The 19,469-nt window shown below is 60.3% G+C and carries 13 protein-coding genes; 9 read left to right on the plus strand and 4 right to left on the minus strand.

Annotated features, from left to right (window positions below):
- Positions 1–19: 19 nt before the first annotated feature.
- The 6 genes from R5H19_RS17500 to R5H19_RS17525 all read left to right on the plus strand — a co-directional run bounded on the left by R5H19_RS17500 (position 20) and on the right by R5H19_RS17525 (position 7,571).
- Complete coding sequence (locus R5H19_RS17500) at positions 20–1,243, plus strand: hypothetical protein (RefSeq protein WP_318160344.1); 1,224 nt, start codon at positions 20–22, stop codon at positions 1,241–1,243.
- 114 nt (positions 1,244–1,357) lie between these two features.
- Positions 1,358–2,836, plus strand: coding sequence for a lipopolysaccharide biosynthesis protein (locus tag R5H19_RS17505; RefSeq protein ID WP_318160345.1), 1,479 nt, complete (start codon positions 1,358–1,360; stop codon positions 2,834–2,836).
- A gap of 3 nt (positions 2,837–2,839) precedes the next feature.
- Positions 2,840–3,808, plus strand: a complete 969-nt coding sequence (locus R5H19_RS17510) for a phosphotransferase (RefSeq protein ID WP_318160346.1) — start codon at positions 2,840–2,842, stop codon at positions 3,806–3,808.
- 309 nt (positions 3,809–4,117) lie between these two features.
- Complete coding sequence (locus R5H19_RS17515; protein WP_318160347.1) at positions 4,118–4,810, plus strand: class I SAM-dependent methyltransferase; 693 nt, start codon at positions 4,118–4,120, stop codon at positions 4,808–4,810.
- On the plus strand, positions 4,803–5,372 hold the full coding sequence (locus R5H19_RS17520; RefSeq protein WP_318160348.1) for a hypothetical protein: 570 nt from the start codon (positions 4,803–4,805) through the stop codon (positions 5,370–5,372). Before R5H19_RS17515 ends, R5H19_RS17520 begins: the two co-directional genes overlap by 8 nt.
- A 471-nt stretch (positions 5,373–5,843) precedes the next feature.
- Complete coding sequence (locus tag R5H19_RS17525) at positions 5,844–7,571, plus strand: asparagine synthase (protein WP_318160349.1); 1,728 nt, start codon at positions 5,844–5,846, stop codon at positions 7,569–7,571.
- Between the two features lie 158 nt (positions 7,572–7,729).
- On the opposite strand, the gene R5H19_RS17530 is transcribed toward R5H19_RS17525, so the two are convergent.
- Complete coding sequence (locus tag R5H19_RS17530) at positions 7,730–9,778, minus strand: acyltransferase family protein (RefSeq protein WP_318160350.1); 2,049 nt, start codon at positions 9,776–9,778, stop codon at positions 7,730–7,732.
- A 316-nt stretch (positions 9,779–10,094) separates the two neighbouring features.
- Between R5H19_RS17530 and R5H19_RS17535 the strand changes: the two genes are divergently transcribed.
- Positions 10,095–10,787, plus strand: coding sequence for an FkbM family methyltransferase (locus R5H19_RS17535; RefSeq protein WP_318160351.1), 693 nt, complete (start codon positions 10,095–10,097; stop codon positions 10,785–10,787).
- Positions 10,788–10,898: 111 nt separating this feature from the next.
- Here R5H19_RS17535 and R5H19_RS17540 read toward each other — a convergent pair whose 3' ends face one another.
- From R5H19_RS17540 to R5H19_RS17550, 3 genes are all read right to left on the minus strand, one after another.
- Positions 10,899–13,154, minus strand: coding sequence for a hypothetical protein (locus R5H19_RS17540; RefSeq protein WP_318160352.1), 2,256 nt, complete (start codon positions 13,152–13,154; stop codon positions 10,899–10,901).
- 451 nt (positions 13,155–13,605) lie between these two features.
- Positions 13,606–14,814: a VanZ family protein gene (locus R5H19_RS17545; protein WP_318160353.1), complete on the minus strand. Its 1,209-nt coding sequence runs from the start codon at positions 14,812–14,814 to the stop codon at positions 13,606–13,608.
- A gap of 157 nt (positions 14,815–14,971) precedes the next feature.
- Positions 14,972–17,788, minus strand: coding sequence for a hypothetical protein (locus R5H19_RS17550; RefSeq protein ID WP_318160354.1), 2,817 nt, complete (start codon positions 17,786–17,788; stop codon positions 14,972–14,974).
- A gap of 788 nt (positions 17,789–18,576) precedes the next feature.
- On the opposite strand from R5H19_RS17550, the gene R5H19_RS17555 reads away from it, so the two are divergent.
- Both R5H19_RS17555 and R5H19_RS17560 read left to right on the plus strand, forming a co-directional pair.
- Complete coding sequence (locus R5H19_RS17555) at positions 18,577–19,269, plus strand: phosphatidylserine decarboxylase (RefSeq protein ID WP_318160355.1); 693 nt, start codon at positions 18,577–18,579, stop codon at positions 19,267–19,269.
- Positions 19,262–19,465 (plus strand): hypothetical protein, encoded by a 204-nt coding sequence (locus tag R5H19_RS17560; RefSeq protein ID WP_318160356.1) that lies wholly within the window; start codon positions 19,262–19,264, stop codon positions 19,463–19,465. Before R5H19_RS17555 ends, R5H19_RS17560 begins: the two co-directional genes overlap by 8 nt.
- The last annotated feature ends 4 nt before the right edge of the window (positions 19,466–19,469 follow it).

Here is a 19,469-nt window from a genome sequence, read left to right on the forward strand (position 1 = left end):
TGTGAACAGGAAAGTCTTGATGATAGCTTTCCATTTTCCGCCCGCTGCGATGGGTAGCGGACACCTGCGCACGCTCGGTTTCGCGCGTCATCTTCCAGAGTTTGGCTGGGATCCCGTTGTGTTGTCGGCACGGGCGCTGGCCTACCCGCGTACCGCGCCGATCGCTCCTGATGCCATCCCGCAAGGGTGCGTGACACACCGCGCGCTGGCGTTCGACGCCCGGCGTCATTTGGGCATCAAAGGGAAATACCCCGGTTTTCTGGCGCAGCCTGATCGCTGGATTTCCTGGTGGCCGGCGGCAGTCGTGCAGGGACTGCGCCTGATCCATCGTCATCAGGTGTGTGCGATCTGGTCGACGTATCCCATCATGTCCGCGCATTGCATCGCCCGGACTTTGAGCGGTATCACCAAGTTGCCGTGGATCGCGGATTTCAGGGATCCGGTGAGCAGTTCGGTCGAAGCGGAAAACCATTTTTCGGTTGCTTCGCAGCATCGCTGGGAGCGCAGGGTGCTGCACAGCGCTACACAGGCCGTATTTACCACCCCAAGTGCGCTGCAGGATTATGCCGAGCGTTATCCCGGAGCCGGTCGCAGCAGGCGCTTGTCAGTCATCGGCAATGGCTATGATGAGGCGGCGTTCGTTGATCTTCCGAGTGCACCACCACCACAAAATGGGCGGCCGTTGATGCTGGTGCACAGTGGCTTGCTGTATCCCGAAGGTCGTGATCCCTCGCCCTTTTTCAATGCACTCGCCAGGCTCAAGGCTGCCGGGTTCGCGGTGGCGACGCAGCTTCGGGTGGTATTGCGTGCGAGTGGCTGGGAGGCGCGCTATCAGCAGGAAATCGACCGTCTCGGAATTGCCGACATCGTGACCCTGGCGGCGCCCGTCGGCAACCGCGAAGCGCTTGTCGAGCAGGCGGCCGCGGACGGATTGTTGCTGTTCCAGGGCAGCAAATTCGATCGGCAGATACCCGCCAAGGTATACGAGTACCTGCGCATCGGGAGGCCGATTTTCGCGCTGGTCGGGCCCGGGGGAGACACGGCATCGGTGTTGCGGGATACCGGTGGCGCGATGGTTGCGCTGCCGGAGAGCATCGATACGATCGAGGCTCGCCTAGTCGCGTTTGTAAATGCGTTGCGTGACGGTCGTGCTCCCGTCGCCGGATCGGCTGCAGTGTCCGGGTACTCACGGAAAGAAGGGGCACGTTCGCTGGCTCGTTTGCTGGAGAAGGCGCATGGTTGATACACCAGCTCGAAGGGGTGGCCAGCGGTTCCCGGCATCCGCGAAGAGCAGCGGGGTGGTGAACTGGAGAGCTTCCGGCAGGTGTTGCGACAAACGAGGACACGTGCGATGGGAGTGAGCAACGACAAGAAACCGGAGAACAGCACGCGGCGCGCCCTGACACTGTCGTTCGTCCAGCGGATCGTGACGCTCGTTTTCAGCTTTGGCTCGACGATAGCCCTCAGCCGGCTGCTTACGCCTCCCGAGATCGGTGTGTTTTCGGTAGCTGCCGGGTTGCTCGCGCTGGTCAACATGCTGCGGGACTTCGGGGTAAGCGAGTTCCTGGTTCAAGAGCCCCATCTGGACAAGGCGCTGATTCACACCGTGTTTACGATGAACCTTGTTATTGCATGGTGTCTGGGCGGCATGCTGCTTAGCGCCAGTAACGTCATTGCGACCTTTTACGCGGACCCGGGCGTCGGCCAGGTGCTAAGGGTCATGAGCATCATGTTTTTCCTGTTGCCGTTCGGCACCACGACCCAGGCGCTGTTGTCGCGCGAGCTGGAGTTCGGAAAACTCGCCAAGATCCACACGGTGGGGTCGATCACACGATGTTGTACCAAGGTTGCCTTGGCCTATGCCGGTTTCAGCTACATGAGCCTGGCGTGGGGTGCCGTGGCCGGAATGATTTTCACGATTGCCGGCTTTACATTGTGGGGTTGGCGTTATCGTGCAAGAGGCATAAGCTTCGTCCACTGGCGACGCGTGATGCATTTCGGTTCCAGACGAACCGTCTCCGACGTGGCATCCCAGTTGGGGGATCAATCCGCCAGCCTCGTGATCGGCAAGATGCTTGGAATGACAAGCGCCGGACTGTTTTCGCGTGGCTACGGCGTGGTCAGCATGTACCGGGAGAATATCGTTGGTGCCATCGAGTCAGTTGCTTTTCCAGCTTTCGCAAGGGAGCACCGGGAGCATGCAAAGGCCCCCGAGTTGCTTCTCAAGGCGTTGGTCTACACGACTGGCATCGGGTGGCCCTTTTTTTCGTGCGGGATTCTTCTCGCCTACCCGGTCATCCGCATCCTGTTCGGCGATCAGTGGGATGCAGCGGTCCCGCTCATGCGTTGGTTGTGCGCCGCTGCCCTGATCGGAACATTGATGTACCAGTGCAACCGTTTCCTGGTGGCGGTTGGTCGGGTCGGAACCGCCACGCGCGTGGAAGTCGCGTATCAGTGTGCCCGAATCGGCATCACGATCGCCGCGGCTTTTTACAGTCTCGAAGCGGTTGCGGCGTCGCAAGTTCTGGTCTATGTCTTCGCGACGGTGATCTACTACCGACAGTTGCGTGTCTACGGTGCGTTGGCGATCGGTAACTGCGCGAGGGCTCTCGCTCCCAGTGCCGTGGTCACGCTTGCCACTTGCATCGTTCCAGCCATGATCGTCTTCTGGCCCGGTCTCGTGATGCAGCACATGGTTGCCTCATTCGTGTTGGCTTTCGTGGGTGGCGTCGCTGGCTGGATAGTGGCTATCGTGGCCACCCGGCATCCCTTGCACGGCGAACTCCAGAGCGTACTGTCCCGCCTGCGCGCCCGCTATTGTCCATTGCGGGCATAGACCGTGCGCACGACGGACATCACGCGGACGCTGGGTGATCAGTTCCAATGCACGCGCTGTCATGCCGCGAGTGACTGGTTGCAGATCGCACGGCCTGCCCTACGGCAAAACTCCATCGTTCATCGTTTGCAGTGCGCTCGGTGTGGCGATCAAATTGTGGCCAAGGTGAGCCTGGGGGACGAGCCGGGTGGCGGAGATGGCGACGCCAGGACGCACTCTCGCCGCGAGTACGAGACTTTGCGCGCGTTGCAGCTTTTGTTCCCGGCGAACCAGCGCTACGCAACACTGGAGCCACTGGGCTATCTTGAGTCCGTTGGGTTCGGCACGGTGATCACCCGCCTATTCCACGGCAAGGATCTCATCCGCCACATGCGGGAGCTGGACACGAACGGTGTTGCAGAAGCCTGCCGTGAAGCAGGAAATTGGCTACGTACATTGCATGAAAGTGGCGCCAGCGAGGTTCGGCGAAAAGGGCTCGATATGGCGGACAAGCTCAGCTATCTGACAAGCAGTTACGGTCCCGTCCTGCGTGGAAACTCAAAAATATGGGCCGCGTACCAGTGTCTTGTGCAAGAGGGCACGCGGATCGGCACACCTGTCTTCCGCGCTGTCCGGCTGCATGGTGATTTCAAGCCTGAGAACATGCTTTGCGACGGGAGACGATATGTAGGGCTGGATGTGCAGTGGCGGACTACGGGCCCGGCCGTATATGACTTGGCGCCTTTCCTGAATCATCTTTGGCTTGCCGGGCACCACCTTGGTTCGACTGCGAATCGCCATTACCAGCAAGCCGAGAAAGAGTTCCTTGCGGGGTACGGGCAGTTGGATGACATCCGCGTCCTGCGTTGGGTGCAGTTGTATTTCGCGCTGTGCCAACTGGGCGGCTATCGCAAGCGCGGCCGCCTGGCTGCGAGCTACGCGCGCTGGAAGGTGTGGCCACTGGTGCGAAAACTCACCGGGCAACTTGTGTGAGCGGCATGACCCGCGAACATGGCGCGCGCAGCCCATGCCCGGGATACGCTGTCAGGAGAATCTGTGACCATGTTGCGCCGGGCCAGATGATCATGAGTCAGTGCGGAAACACCGCCCGGGTATGCTGTGGACCGCCCTCGCGGCCGCACGATTACGTGCTCGTCGGGATGAATACGCTGAATGCCGCAAGGAGTGTTGGGAAGTCCGGCGAAAAACCGGAAGAATCATGCAATACGGCTGTAGCTTGCCTGGACGGCAACCTGTCGATCACTTGTCTCGATGTTCCCCTGCGTGGATTGAGAATGAACCATGAGCAAGGATATTGGTGCTTCGTCGCAACCCTTTGACCACAACACCGACTGGAAATCAAAAACCGTCGCCGAGCATTATGACGAGCGAAGGTTTACCAGCCTTGGTGGCCGCCTCTACGACAGGATGGAGAAACATGCTGTCGCCTCATGCCTGGATGCCGCGCAGAGAATCTCGCCCATCAATACGCTGCTGGATCTGGCCTGCGGTACCGGGCGGATGTCCGAGTTTCTCGCGTCCCGCGGCTACCAGCTTACTTGTGGGGACATTTCTGAAGAGATGCTTGGCGTCGCAAAAAGGAGATTGGCGTCGGCTGGATTTGCCCAAGTGGCGTTTTTGCATCTGGATATCTACCAAACGGATCAGAGGAGTGAAGCCTTCGATTGTGTCAGCGCGTTCAGGCTGTTTCAGCATCTCACCAGTGAGCAGCGGGCCGAGGCCCTGCGCGAGATGGCGCGGGTTTCACGACGATTCGTGCTCGCGAACGTGATGTACACGTCGGCTTATTACGGGGCGGTGAGAAAATTGCGGCTGGCGCTCGGGCGATATACGACGCGGTACACGTCCACCCAGTCCGAAGTTGACCAAGAGCTCGGCTATGCCGGATTGAAAATTGTCCGGTCCGTGTTCAGTCAACCGGGATTCAACGGCAACCGCGTGCTGCTGATGGAAAAGAGCGAGGGAAATGGTTGACGGCGTCTTATATGAGATGCCCGATTCAGCGCTCGTGCTGAGAGCAATCGAGGTTTTGCGGTCACGCTTGTGCAAGCGCGGGGTTGCCATCTACGTGTCGGGCATTGATGGGAGTGGGAAGACCACTCTCGCGCGAGCCCTGGTTGAAGTACTGGAAGCATCGGGTATCCGGGCACGTCATCTGCACGTATACCAGTGGTATTGGAGTGTCGCACTGACGCCAGTTTTGCTGTTATACAACCGCCATGTCAGTCGCAAGGTGTTGGTATTCGATCGCGGCATTTACGATAATATTTCTGTTCTGGCGGTGAGACCTCATTGTCCAGAGTGGTTGTCACGATCAGTATTGGGTGTGGTGCACGCGCTTTATCCGAAGTTTGACTATTGCTTTTACCTTGTCGCTACGTTTCCTGAGATAATCTCGCGTCGCCCGGATACTTGTGAAATTCGATTTGTAGCACTGGGCAAGGTCTATGACCGGGTTGCGCTGCGTTTGCGAAGCATGAGACTTCAATCGAATACGCGTTTGCTCGGCGCAGCGCTACGCGGCATTGCCGAGTGAGTGGTCGACGAGCTCGTCGCGCGCTGCTGTTGCAAGGGATGATCCGGTTTTGCTATTGACGACCAGATCGCTCGTTACCGCCAAAACGGAGCGCAGTGATCGCAGGTGTGCGCTGCGCGACACTGTTTGCAGGCGCCTGGACGGCGGATTGGTTTCATCCGGAGGGTAGCGGCCCAACGCTGATTGCCATCAGGAAAACGGGGTGTGTACGGATTGGCTGCAGCACTGCATGTGGAGGAGTCGGCGCGGTCATGTTCGGATACTTCCCGACGCTTCGGTGTCATCATGCCCAGTCATGTTCTGGTGGGGCGATCGACGGTGAGCTGCGTGCTGCAAATGCACACAGCGGAGTCTGGAGGGGCAATTGCATGATTGATTTGATGATAAGGAACGGCAACCACGACTTGTTGCCGATGACACCATGGATCTGAATGTACTTCCATTCGGCCGCGGGACGGATGCGCTGCCGCCGTGCTGAACGCGCTATCGGTCTTCCTTGCCAATGGTGACGTCTCCGGCGAGGCACGTGCTGTGCGCTCGTTGGAGCGCCAGGGTTTTTCCCATGCCGTGCGAATTGAGTGGGATGGTGGCAGCGTTGCCGGGTGGGGCTACCCCGGCCAGAGGCAGGTTGAGGATTGCATCGTTCAAACTCCATTGGGGACAGCCTGTTGCGTCGGCCCACTGTGGTTCCGGGGCCATTTTGGCCGGCGGGCATTGGCAACACTTCTCGACGAAGTCCGCATAACCGGGCGCCTGGAAGAAAGCGCATTACGCGGCAACTTCGCGCTGTTTCTCAAGACAGGTGAGCACACTTGGCTGCTGAATGATGCGTTGGGGTTCGTACGCATTCACGCCAGTGCAGATGGCTGCTTTTTCAGTACCAGTTGGCTCGCTGCCTGTGCCTACCTGCAGCAGGTCGAAGTTGACGCTGCTTCAGCGATTGAATACGTGCTGTTGGGAGCGGCGCATTCCCGTCATTCGGTGGCGCGTGGGGTCGACCTGGTTCCCCTTGGTCAGACCCATGACTTGAAGCGTCGATCCACGTGGCAGCGTTTTCCGGATGGATTCGTTTCGCGCGCGCCCGGGTTCGTCTCGCCGGATGAGGCTGTAGAAACCATCACCGAACATCTGCGTACGGTATCGACCGAGGTGGCTTTGGCCTTCCCGGCCCGGGTCAACACCGCTTTGTCGGGCGGGTTCGATTCGCGGCTGATCGTCGCGGGGTTGCTTGCGGCTGGCGTGGAGCCACGGCTGTTTGTGTATGGGAATGACGATTCCGTCGATGTCGCGATAGCCAAGACGGTGGCTAGTGCGACCAGCCTCGCACTGGATGCGATCGACAAGCGGGTGTTGAACCGAAGTTTGCCGGTGCCAGACATTGGATCGTTGGAGCAGAGCGCGTTGTTCTTCGACGGATTGCCCAACGACGGCATCTATGATCCGGGCGCCGACCGCCGCACCCGGTTGCAGCAAACTGGTGACGGGTGCATTGCGCTGAATGGTGGCGGTGGTGAGATCTTTCGCAACTTCTTCCACCTGCCGGATAGTGCATTTTCAGCTGATGACATCGTGAGAACCTTCTACCGCGGATTCAGCCGCGGCATGTTTCGCGAACCCGGCGGCTTGGAGAGGTACGAAACACGTCTCGCCGCGTCGATAAGGAACATCGCAGGCATGTCCGCGGCAGGTGACGAGCGCCTCACGCGCACGCAGGTCGAGCTCCTTTACCCCTTGTTCCGCTGCCATTACTGGATGGGCGTCAACAACAGTGTCGCGGTGCGCCACGGGTACTACGCGACGCCACTGGTGAATCTGGAGTCCGTACGTATGGCTCTTCGGGTGCCGTTACACTGGAAAAATGCGGGTGCCTTGCAAAGCCGCCTGATCGCCGCACTGCACCCGGCTATCGCTGCGCAGCCGTCGGCCTATGGCTTTCGCTTTGATGTTGGGCCGGGTTGGAAGGCACGACTGGCCGAATGGGCAACCTGTGCGCGTCCAGTGGTGCTGCGCCCGCTGATTAATGCCACACGCCGGAGTCTGCAGAATGTACGGGTCGCCCCCGCGGTGTGGCAACGGTACCGCACGCTTCTGCCGGGCGAGTGGTGCATGGACTCACTGCTCGACCTCACGCAATTGGCGGACGAGCAAGCCTTGGGACGCGCCCTGTCCATCGAAGTAGCGTGGCGCAGGTTATTTTAGCTGGCTGTAAGTAGCCATTTGTCGATGGCTGGGTCGACGCGATTGTCGCGGACCTGTGCGGGCACCAGCAGGTTGCATCCCGGTTCGCGTTCCGGCCACGACGGATTTGCGAGGCCTCACATGCGGTCCACTTCGCAAGTCCCATCTGGCTTTCTCCATCATGGCTCGCGCCCCAGCACGGCATTCATGTGTGCGGCAAACACCGGATAGACCTGCAGAGCTCCCGCTTTGCTCAGGTGACCCGAGTCATAGTAGAGAAACTCATGTTGTGTCGCCCACGGGCATATGTCTGCGTGGCACAGCGCGTTGCCGACTCCCAGTACCGATGCCAGCGGGTACTGCGAGGCGACCGATTCCAGTATCGAGTTGGCGTCCGCCTGCTGCTGCTCATAGCCAGGGCGCGTCACCGCGACGGCATTCAATTGCTCGTCAGACGGATCTTTGGCAAATCGGATGCTCGCCTTGGGGACCGACGTGCGTTGATGCGGGTTGTCTTCCATGAGCACGACAGGAATTCCCAGTTTCTGATAAAAGCTCAGTGTTTCGCTCAGCGCGGCGCGCAACGCCTGCCCGCCTGTGATGGAGTGTTGGACGTAAATCTTTCCCACCCTGATATAGCTCGTCCAGGTTTCGATCAATACGACTGCTTTGGGCCGTACTTCGCTGGCGAACTGGGTGACCTTCTTGCTCAATTCGCGACAGGCATCCGGATAATCCGTGCGCACGATGACGCCTGTCAGTGGCAGGCAACTCCCCATGGATGAAAAAACAATGCGCGTATGGGTGGCCTTGCCGTACTTGTCCAAGGTCGGGATCATGGCTCTGGCGTGGCTGTCGCCGTAAGCCAGCACCACCGTTTTGGAGTGTATGTCGCCAATCTCGCAGTACCATTGGTCCGGCAGATACGCGTCACGGCCCTGTTTCTGAAGAAACGTCATGTTGGTCTGGGGGTTGAAACAGTCCCGGGAGTTGGCAAGGGTGCCCAGTTGCATGGATTCGACATACTGTTCGGCCTTGGCGGAAACGAAGCTTGCTGGCCGATCTGGCACGCCAGCCGCCCCGTAAACGGCCAAGCCCGCCAGACCCAATGTCGCAACGGCAATGGTGAGACCGAGCCCTGTAAATCCTCGCCGACTCCGGCGGATCGGGTTCTCGAAATAGCGGTAACTCAGCCACGCCAGCAGGATCGACACCACTACCAGCACGAGTCGTGACGCGTGCCGAAACGTCGGATTGTTGTCACCAAACACGATGACCGCCAACGAGAGCAATGCCCAATGCCACAGGTACAGTGGATAGCTGATCAGTCCCACCCACACCGCCGGGCGCCAACTCAGCAAGCGCCCGTTCAAGAACGTGTTCGGCCCCGCATTGACGATCAAGGCGGTCCCGAGCACGGGGAGTAATGCCCAGAAACCCGGGAACGCGCTGATGGGTTGGATGAGTGCAAGCCCTGCAGCGATGAGGGCAACTCCTCCCCAGGATTGCGCAGAGCTCCATCTGGACAACCATGGCAGGCCGTGCCGGTGCCCAACCGCGAGCCACGCTCCCACCATGAGTTCCCAGGTGCGGGAGACGGGAGAATAGAAGGCATGGGTGGTGTGGCCGCTGAAGACGAGGGATATGTTCAACACGAAGGTCGTTGTCGCGATCAGGCCTATGGACCTCAGCAGCGGCCAATGCCGGCGGGTGATGGCCCATAAAAGCAATGGCCACGCAATGTAGAACTGCTCCTCTACCGACAAACTCCACAGGTGCAACAGGGTTTTGTCGATCGATGCGTGATCGAAGTAGCCGGATTCATTCCATAAGACAAAGTTCTCCACATAACCGGCGCCTGCCGCAACGTACTTCCCGAGGCGCTCGTATTCCGAGGAAAACAGCACCAGCCAACCAATGACCAAGCATGCAATCAACACAAGGATGAGCGAAGGAAAGATTCGGCGTATGCGGCGTTGGTAGAAGTCCAGCAGCAGGCCACGAAAGGTCGAGAACTCGTTTTCCTCGATTGCCTTGACCAGGATTCCTGTAATCAGGTAACCACTGATGACGAAGAAGATGTCGACGCCGATGAAACCACCCGGAAAGTTCGCTGGCGAATAGTGGAAGGCAACTACCGCCAATACCGCCAGCGCACGCATGCCGTCGATATCCGGGCGATAGAACCCCTTGGGGCGCACGCGGTTGAAGATGTCTCGGATGACCATCGACAGACCTTTGCGGAGAGAGTGTCGGATTGTAGTCGGTGCATTCAATCAGAAATGCCACCCGCGCGCAGCGCTACATGACATTGCGGGTGAGAGCTGAGCTGTGCGAAGCGGATCTGGTCGTGGCCGGTACCACGGCGCACTAGGCAATTCAGCATCCCGCCGTCAGGCTTCCAGGTTCTGGTAGAGTCGCGCCAGCGCATCATCGTGTCAGCGCATCAGGCATGGCGCACAAGCGCCAGACGTGCCGAGCAAGAGAATCGTGCGAGACGTCAAAGGTGGACCGATGGGCATCAGGCGGATATCACGCATGGTCATGGAGCGCATCATCGCGCGCTTCGGCTATGAACTGAAGGTTGTTGGCTCCCCCCCATCTGGATACTCCAGCTTTCTCCGTCGCATGGTGGAAGCCGGAGTGCGCCCGCAAACCGTGTTTGATATAGGAGTGGGAAACGGTACGCCCTGGCTTTATGCGGCGTTTCCACAAGCCCATTTCGTGTTGATCGAACCGCAAGCGCAGTTTGAGCCAGCGCTGCGCGAGATCTGTGGGCGCATTGACGCCGAATATCATTTGGTAGGGGGCGGCAGCAAGCAGCAACGTCTGCCGATTTATCGCTTGTTGAGCAGCCCTACAGGATCGTCATTCTTGCCACCGAACGCAGACACTGAACAACGGTGGGGAGCGTCGGAAAAATCTGGCGAGTTACAGATCGTCCCATTGGATACCTATCGTGCGCAGCCGGGTCCGTTTTTCGTGAAAATCGATACGGAGGGCTTCGAACTCGAGGTGTTGCGTGGCGCCGTAAAGGTTCTGGAACAAACCGATGTCGTTCTCATGGAGGTCGCGATCACGAAACGGCAGGAAGGGGAGCCGGATTTGATCGAGATCGGGGCGTTCATGAAAGACAATGGTTTTCGCTTGATTGATTTTCCCGTACTTACCCAGCAGGCAAGAGGTGGCCCACTTCTTTATGTGGATGTCGCGTTCGCGCGCGCCAAGCAACTGTGATCCAGACCTGCGGTTGATGCCGCGCGCCCACCGCCGCACCAGGACAGACTGTGTATCAAGTCTGATCCGGACCAGGCAAGCGGACGCATGGCAAGGAAGGGCATCGGCGTGTCAGGGTGGCGTGGAGCGTGGGAGGATCGCGAAGTTGGGATAGTTGTTGTAGCCGTACCGTGGCGGTTCTGGCCGCACGCTGCGCGACTCGAAAATCTTCCACGCCTCATGCGCGTTGGGCAGGCCACTGTCGGCCGCTGCCGCCAAACCAACTTGCAGGTTGGCCGGAAATCCCGTTGGCGAATGCGCATAGCCAGACATCTGCCCCACCTTCCATGGCTGCTTCTCCTGCTTCGCCATCGCCGCCACCATGGCCGGCGAGTTGCACTCCAGCCCTACAAGGTTCGGAAACGTCGCTGCGTACACTGCCTTATAGTCCGGCAACCAGTTTCCGTGGGCATCTTTCACCACAAATGTGTAGCCGGACGCTTCCAGCCAACAGAACCCGTGCGTCGGGTCCGATTGCCAACCGGTCATGACTTCGATGTTCATCCTGGATAACCAGTCCCGCAGTTCCGCAGCCCCTGCAAACCCCAGTTCTGCCGCGTGTCCCGCTGACCAGGTGAAAAAGTCGTGCATCCACGGCGCCATGCCTTTTTCGCCCGTAGGCTTGCCAGTGGCATCTTTCACGGGATAGGTGGCGCCACTTTCCATCGTCTGCAGTGGGTTGGTGCCGGCCTTGTTGATGTACTTGGTATTCCAGTCTTCCAGCGAGTTCTTGACGCTCGCGTTGAACTCGGCTTTTAGCGGGTAGTGATCGGGCAACAGCCACGCTGCGTCAGCCATTTCGCGCAGTACCCAAGCCTTGCCGCGTACCTGGCTGTAACTTGCATCAATCAGGCCCTTCCCGTAGTCACGGTAGACAGGATTCGGCGCAAGCTGGTTGCGCGAGGCAGCGAAGGCCAGCTCGGACATGTAGTAGTACGAGCCGGTCACCATGTACGGAACGTATGCTTGCGAGGGTTGGTGTGCATTGTCCCACAGCGTTGGGCTCCCCGTTCCGTACCAGCCCGCCCTGCATCCCCTGACCACGTCATTGTTCACGCAATTGGGGAGTAGATCACGCCGGTAGGCAGCAGTCCTCGCTTGGTTGGCGGCAGGCCCGGTCATTGCCTGGTGCGCAATGCTGTTCGCGGCGGCCCAGGCCGCAGTGGTGATATTGGGATGATCCCGAATACTGACCGGCCAGCCGGTTGCCGCATCCCGGTAATGAATGTCATATGCACCGAGCGCATCCGTGTTGGCCAGCATCCAGTTGTAGGCCCGCACATCCGGGTCGACGATGTACACGCTGGTCCAGCGTGGCAACGGACCGATCGCTGCCTGCGCGCCGGCCATGTGCATCTTCTGGGTCTGGTCACAGTGATCCAGCGGCGCGCAGGTCTGGCGCAAGCTGGCCAGGAACTTCTCGTCCGGCTTCAACGGCATGTAGCGCGATACCGCCTTGCTGTCCTGGATATACCTGGTGTCCTGTTGCAGATAAACCTCCGGCTGAGCTTTGTTCCACCACAGCACCTGATGCCAACGCGTGTAGGCGTACTGCGTGAGTGCCGGACTGGTGTAACCCGCGCTCCCTGAGGTCAGGGTCGCGGTGTATTGCGGCTGCGCCTGTGGCGTGTAGGCCGAGGTGTTTTCCACGATGACGTCGGTTTGTACCTGGCGTACGGTGCCACGCGAGCCGTCCGCGTAGGCTCGCACTGCGAAGTAGATTCTCAAGTTCGGATTGGTCGTGCCATCCGCCGCCGTCACGGGGCCGTTGACGATCCATTCGCTGGCCTGGGGGCCGGAAAGCCACTGGTTGCATTGGGTGCCCCACGGCTTGCACGCATTCGCGTTGTTGGCCGCCTGCAGCAGCGCGCGGGCATTTGCGGTGTATTTGCGACCGCCGATGTTGAGCGACACGTTGGTGTCGTAGCTTGTCGCAAGCACCTGCGACAAGCTGACGGGCTGATCAAGTCCCGTCGCCGTTGGCGCCGGTCCGGTAGACAGCGTCAAGGGCAAATTGGCATTGCCTGACAGCGAGGGAACCATCGCTGTCAGCACTGCGTGGCGCAAGCTGCCGTCGGGATGGGTGGCCTTGCCATCCACCTGCAGGGCGACCGGCTGGCCATTGAGGGTGGCGGTAACCGTCTCGCCCCGGGGTATGTCGCCGGCCTTGAAGATCTGGCCGAAGGTGACGGGGACATGGGTCTGCGCTTGCGTGGCCGTGCTGATCACGTGGTTTGTCACCACCGTTCCCGCTCTTGCCGTCCCTGCACCGAGCAGCAACACGCAGCCTGCGCACCTACACAAGACCTTCACAAAGACTTGATTCATGGAGACTTTTGCCCCGTGCCGGACGTCAGCCAGTAGAGCGCTTTCATGGCCGCATTTGCAAGCTCGCGCGGGGGCGGTCGTGGGTGGCGGTGGTTCAGAGGAGCTTGGAGGTCGAGGCCCCTGGATGGAGATGCCTTTCGATTTCGCCTCTGAACGTCCTGTCCTGGATTGCCGAACCGCTCGGAGCCTGCCTGTGGCGGTCGCACGCAGTGGCGTCGCGGGGGTGCGTGTGGCGTGCTCCTGCGGCGGATCCGACACTTGGCGGATCGGCAGTGAAATGACGATACCTGATTCTACAAATCGTGATCGGGTGTCTGCTGGCCGACGTCGCAAATCCGCGGACGGCTCATGAAGGGACGCTGCCTACGCGCGTTTCCGAGCCATTCCCATAGTGACGTCGAAGTCGCGGGCTCGGTCATTTCTCGTGCATTCGCGACAAGCCCGATGTCATTCAGGCTTGCTCCCGACGTGGTGGCTTTCCGGCATAAGCCGCAGCGGCGGCCCAGGCTGCCGTGCCCGTCAATACTGCCGTGATATCGGGATAGCGGCCAGGTATCCAGAGCTGTGTCCATTCAACTGCAAACAAGAGCAGCACGACCGCCGGCAGCAAATACCATAGGGATCGCATTTCCAGGCGGAGGCAGAGGCAGGCCAGCGCGAGTGGTGGCCAGACTGCGTCCGCGAGATTGGCCAGGCCGTTGATGGGTTCCGCCAGTTGGGCGTGCAGCGGTATCCAGTTGAACGCGTGAAGCACGATGTTGGGCGCGCCGGGATGCAACCCTTCCGCCACGATGTAGACAGGGATCAACAGTGCGCCACCAACCAGCGCACGTCGTCGGCCACTGGCCCACAGCACCACGCCGAGTGCCACGCCCACGCAGGTGCCGGCGAGGGCCTCCGGCGACAGTTGTCGTCCGGTGACCAGTACTTTCAAAGGCAATACCGCAAGCAAGCAGACGGCTGCGGCGCCACTCCGATTGCGTAAACGCAGCACGCTGCCACCGGTTATCGTCAGCACAGCCGTGGCTGCGGCATAGACGGCAGCGCACCAGAGGTCGACTGGTCGCGCGCCCTGCAGCGTGTGCCACAGCGGTTGCAACCCAGCCTTCAAGGCGCTTACATCGAGTGAAGGTACGAACGGGATCAGTTGCGCACACCCCCACGCAGCCAGTGCCGCCATACCCAACCAGGCGACACGATCACCCGGCAGTCGCAATGCCGGATTGCGGCCCCACCCGCCATCCGGCCAGTGCGTCATTGCGGCGGCGGTAGCAAGCACGGCACCAGCGCCGGCACCGAAAACGTTCGTTGCAACGTCCAGCCACGACGCTACGCGTTCCGGGAGAAACGCTTGCAATATTTCCACGCCGAGACTGAGCAGCAGGGCCGCCAGCAGAATCACCGGGATCGTACGCAAACGCCGGCCCAGAGCGGACAGAAACCCGAGCGGCATATACAGGAAGACGTTCGCCAATACATCCGCGGCCGACACATGATCGAGCGCGGCGGCGCTGAACAGTCGGTGGAAGTTGCCCGGTGTACGCCAGCCGGTGAACGGGTACAACGTGCCATAGATGATCAGGCACACGCAGGCGCCCAGTAACATCCGGCGCAGGTGTTTCGATCGCGCTCTTGCGGCGCCGCAGGTCTCGGTCGACATCAAGTGGCATCATGTCACCGGGCGACGCGCCGGCGCCATCGTGACGCTTGTGAACGGTTGGTCGCGAGACTGGGTTGGTCGTGCCGCCTTTGGCGGCACGATTGCAAGCCCAGTCGGCGAACTGACGGCGTCATTGCTGGTGGCGGCTACGCCAGGGTCACGGTGCGCCGCTGTTTTTGGTCGTCGTCACGGTGGCTTTGTAATCTACCGTCTTGCCGTCCGCACCCCATACGATCAGCCGAATCGGATAAGTACCGGCATAGCGGTACGTAACGGTTTGGTTGCCGATCGTATTTGACGTTCCGCCATTACCCCACTGCCACTGCTCTTTCACTGCACCCACCGATTGATCAGTGATCGAGACAGTTGCGCCATTCACAACGAACTTGAACGATGCCGAGACGACTCCGCTTGCCGCTGGCGGAGGTGGTGGAGGTGGTGGAGGTGCCGAGCCCGCGTTTGCCGTCGTGGTCACCGTGCTCCTGTAATCCGTCGTTTTGCCGTCCGCGCCCCATACAATCAGCCGGATCGGATAAGTGCCCGCATAACGGTACGTGACGGTCTGGTTGCCGACCGTATTTGACGTTCCGCCATTACCCCACTGCCACTGCTCTTTCACTGCGCCTACCGACAGATCGGTGATCGAGACGGTTGCCCCGTTCACGACGAACTTGAACAACGCCGACAGAGACTGTCCCGTCGTGGGTGGCGGTGTATCCGTGGGAGGGGGTGCGGGATCGGTCGGCGGAGGCGTGGTTGGCGGTGGCGTACCCACGCTACCGCCCGGGGCCGACCGCGGGATGACGGCGAAGTTGGGGTAGTTGTTGTAGGCGGTCGTGCCGCTGGGTTTCACGCTGCGCGACTCAAAAAGATTCCACGCCGCGTGCGCGTTGGGCACGGAACTATCGGCCGCGGCAGCCAAGCCGACCTGCAGATTGGCCGGATAGCCCGTAGCCGAGTGCGGATACCCGTGCATCTTGCCGGCTTGCCACGATTGCTTTTCCAGCGCTCCCATGGCGGTCACCATGGCCGGCGAATTGCATGCCAGTCCGACCAGACTCGGGAACGTCGCCGCGTATATGGCGCTGTACGAAGGCAGGTAGGTCTTCCCCGTGGGCTCGGTAACTACAAGCGTGTAAGCGGAGGCCTCCAGCCAGCAAAAGCCCTGGGTGGGATTGGCCTGCCAGTCCGTCATCAAGCCGATCTCGAACTTCGCCAACCAGTCGCGCAGCTCCGCGGCTCCCGCAAAACCCAGCTCCGCCGCGTGGCCCGCCGACCAGGTGAAGAAGTTGTGCATCCACGGCGCCATCGCGTTCCGGGTGCCACCGTTCACGCTATAGCTGTGGCCGCTATCCATCAGTCCCAGTGAATTGGCGTTCGGATTGTTGATGTATTTCCGACCCCAGTCCGCGAGCGAGTTATTGACATTCGCATTGAACTCGGCCTTGAGCGGGTAGCCATCAGGCAACAACCACGCCGCGTCGGCCATTTGGCGCAGTACCCAGGCCTTGCCACGCACCTGGCTGTAGCTGTCGTCAATCAGCCCTTGCGAGTAACCACGGTAAACGGGATTCGGCGTAAGCGCGTTGATCGAGGCCGCAAACGCCAGTTCGGACATGTAGTAGTACGAGCCCGTTACCATGTATGGCACGTATGATTGCGCCGGCTGGTGCGCGTTGTCCCATTGCGCCGGGTTTCCGGTTCCGTAATACGACTCGGTACATCCCGTGACCACGGCGTTGTTTGTGCAGTTCGGCAATAGGTCGCGCCGATAGGCGGCAATCTTGGCTTGGTTGTCGGCAGATCCAGTCATCGCTTGCTTTGCGACGCCATTGGCATAGGTCCAGGCCGCGGTCGTGACGTAGGGGTGCTTCTGGATGCTGAGCGGCCAGCCGGTCGCCTGGTCTCGATAATGGATGCCATAGGCACCGAGCGCATCCGTGTTGGCCAGCATCCAGTTGTAGGCCCGCACATCCGGGTCGACGATGTACACGCTGGTCCAGCGCGGCAACGGACCGATCGCTGCCTGTGCGCCGGTCATGTGCATCTTCTGGGTCTGGTCACAGTGATCCAGCGGCGCGCAGGTCTGGCGCAAGCTGGCCAGAAACTTCTCGTCCGGCTTCAACGGCATGTAGCGCGACACCGCCTTGCTGTCCTGGATATACCCGGTGTTCTGCTGCAAGTAGACTTGCGGCTCGGTGTGGTTCCACCACAACACCTTGTGCCAACGCGTGTAGGCGTACTGGGTAAGTGCCGGAGTGGAGTAAACCTCGTTTCCGGAAGTCAGGGTCGCGGTGTATTGCGGCTGCGCCTGTGGCGTGTAGGCCGAGGTGTTTTCCACGATGACGTCGGTTTGTACCTGGCGTACGGTGCCACGCGAGCCGTCCGCGTAGGCTCGCACTGCGAAGTAGATTCTCAAGTTCGGATTGGTCGTGCCATCCGCCGCCGTCACGGGGCCGTTGACGATCCATTCGCTGGCCTGGGGGCCGGAAAGCCACTGGTTGCATTGGGTGCCCCACGGCTTGCACGCATTCGCGTTGTTGGCCGCCTGCAGCAGCGCGCGGGCATTTGCGGTGTATTTGCGACCGCCGATGTTGAGCGACACGTTGGTGTCGTAGCTTGTCGCAAGCACCTGCGACAAGCTGACGGGCTGATCAAGTCCCGTCGCCGTTGGCGCCGGTCCGGTAGACAGCGTCAAGGGCAAATTGGCATTGCCTGACAGCGAGGGAACCATCGCTGTCAGCACTGCGTGGCGCAAGCTGCCGTCGGGATGGGTGGCCTTGCCATCCACCTGCAGGGCGACCGGCTGGCCATTGAGGGTGGCGGTAACCGTCTCGCCCCGGGGTATGTCGCCGGCCTTGAAGATCTGGCCGAAGGTGACGGGGACATTGGTCTGCGCTTGCGTGGCCGTGCTGATCAAATGGTTTGTCACCACCGTTCCCGCTCTTGCCGTCCCTGCACCGAGCAGCAACACGCAGCCTGCGCACCCACTCAACATCTTTGCAGCGGCTTGACCAAGCCAGTTTCCTTGTCTGAACCGTCCCGATAGCTCGCTTATACGCATTAGTTTTTGTGATCCTGCTGTCTTGTGATCATGATGTCTGGAGGGCTGGTCGCATGAGTCGGATTGCTTCGACAAATGCGTCCTTTCGCCGACGATGTGGTTGCTCCCGCGATGTTGCCGACCAAGCCCAGACGCAGCTGCCGGTGGGCTAGCCCCAGGCATGCCTGCACGGCAGCCCCTTGGACTTCACTGCTCCTTCGTGACCCGCCACGCTTGGCGCATGATTCGCGTTGCGCTTTGAGGGCACGCAACATGCCCGTCAGAGCCCGCTCCTGCTCGCGAAAGCGCTCTGAGGTGGAAACGCGGTTTTACCGTTGATCAGTTAGCGGGCTGCTCTATGAATCATTGGTGAAGATAGAGTGAAGAAACTCGAGGGCGTGAACCAGTTCACGTAACTCCTGATTTTTTGTCCGGTTGCCAGGCTCTCACGCCTGAACACCCCGCGCTCCCCCCGTCTCACCGGCCGGCAAGGCAGCAGTCCGCACCTGCACTAACCTCATACCCAGCCGTCACTTCGCCTCCCCGATCGTGATCGTGTCGCGATGTCAGTTTGCCGAAGCGAAGCGGTGGCTTCCTTCCATCAACGTTTGCGGTAGTTGACGGATTCGATGCGCATCTGAAGGGGGATCGATCTTGAGTGTTCGTTGTGTTACACGATCTGTCGCCAGCAAGAAGTCAGGCACGATGTCCCATCCCAAATGACGATACTTGGTCTGCAAATCGTGATCTTGTGCCTGGTGGCCGCGGCCATCGTGCTCTGGGCGCTTTATTTTCCGTATCCATCGCCGCTGATACGGCGCTGGCTTCCACCACGCAAACGCTGGCCGGAAGCGCAAATCCGCACCTGGCTGAAGCAGGGGGGATTTCAGCGTGCGTTTCTGCGTCATTTTTACAGTGATCCGGAGCGTATCGCGCCTTCCGGCAACAGCATGCTGGCTCCGGCAGACGGGTTGGTGACCAGTGCGGAGAAACACGGAGGAGTGCGCTATCTGGTGATTGCGCTCAGTTTCTGGGACATGCATGTGCAGCGCAGCCCGGTGTCCGGAAGGGTGCTCAGCGTGGAGTCGTACGGCGACGGCTTCATGGACGGAGAGGGAAGGGAGTTTGCTTTTCTGCGGGAGAAACCCTGTCCGGTGCAAAAGCGCCTGGTGATTGCGACGGATGCCGGACAAGTCGCGGTGCGCCTGATTACCAGCCTGGCGGCACGGCGTATCGAAACCTGGGTCCGGGCGGGCGAGGAGATCGAGCGCGGCCAGCGGATCGGCCGGATCCTGCTGGGCAGTACCGTGGTGCTCGAGTTGCCGGCCGCCGTGAACCTGCTCGTGCGTACGGGTGATCGCGTCTGGGCCGGCGAAACTGCTGTTGCAGAAGGCGCGGCCTCCCATGAGTGACTTCTTGTGGTCGTCCGGGCATCTGGGCTGGGGCGTTTTTGCGCTCGCCGTTTTCACCGGTCTGTGGTGGTTGCTGAGCGATCTGTACTGGCGTCTGCAAAGCGTCCGGATCGGTCGGCTTTTGGTTGTACTGGCCGCCGGTTGGGTTGTCGGGGCTGGGCTGATTCTTCTGGGCTTCCATATTGGAAGTCGGTAAAAGC

Source organism: Rhodanobacter sp. KK11 (assembly GCF_033345435.1).
In the GTDB taxonomy this organism is placed as follows: Bacteria; Pseudomonadota; Gammaproteobacteria; order Xanthomonadales; family Rhodanobacteraceae; genus Rhodanobacter.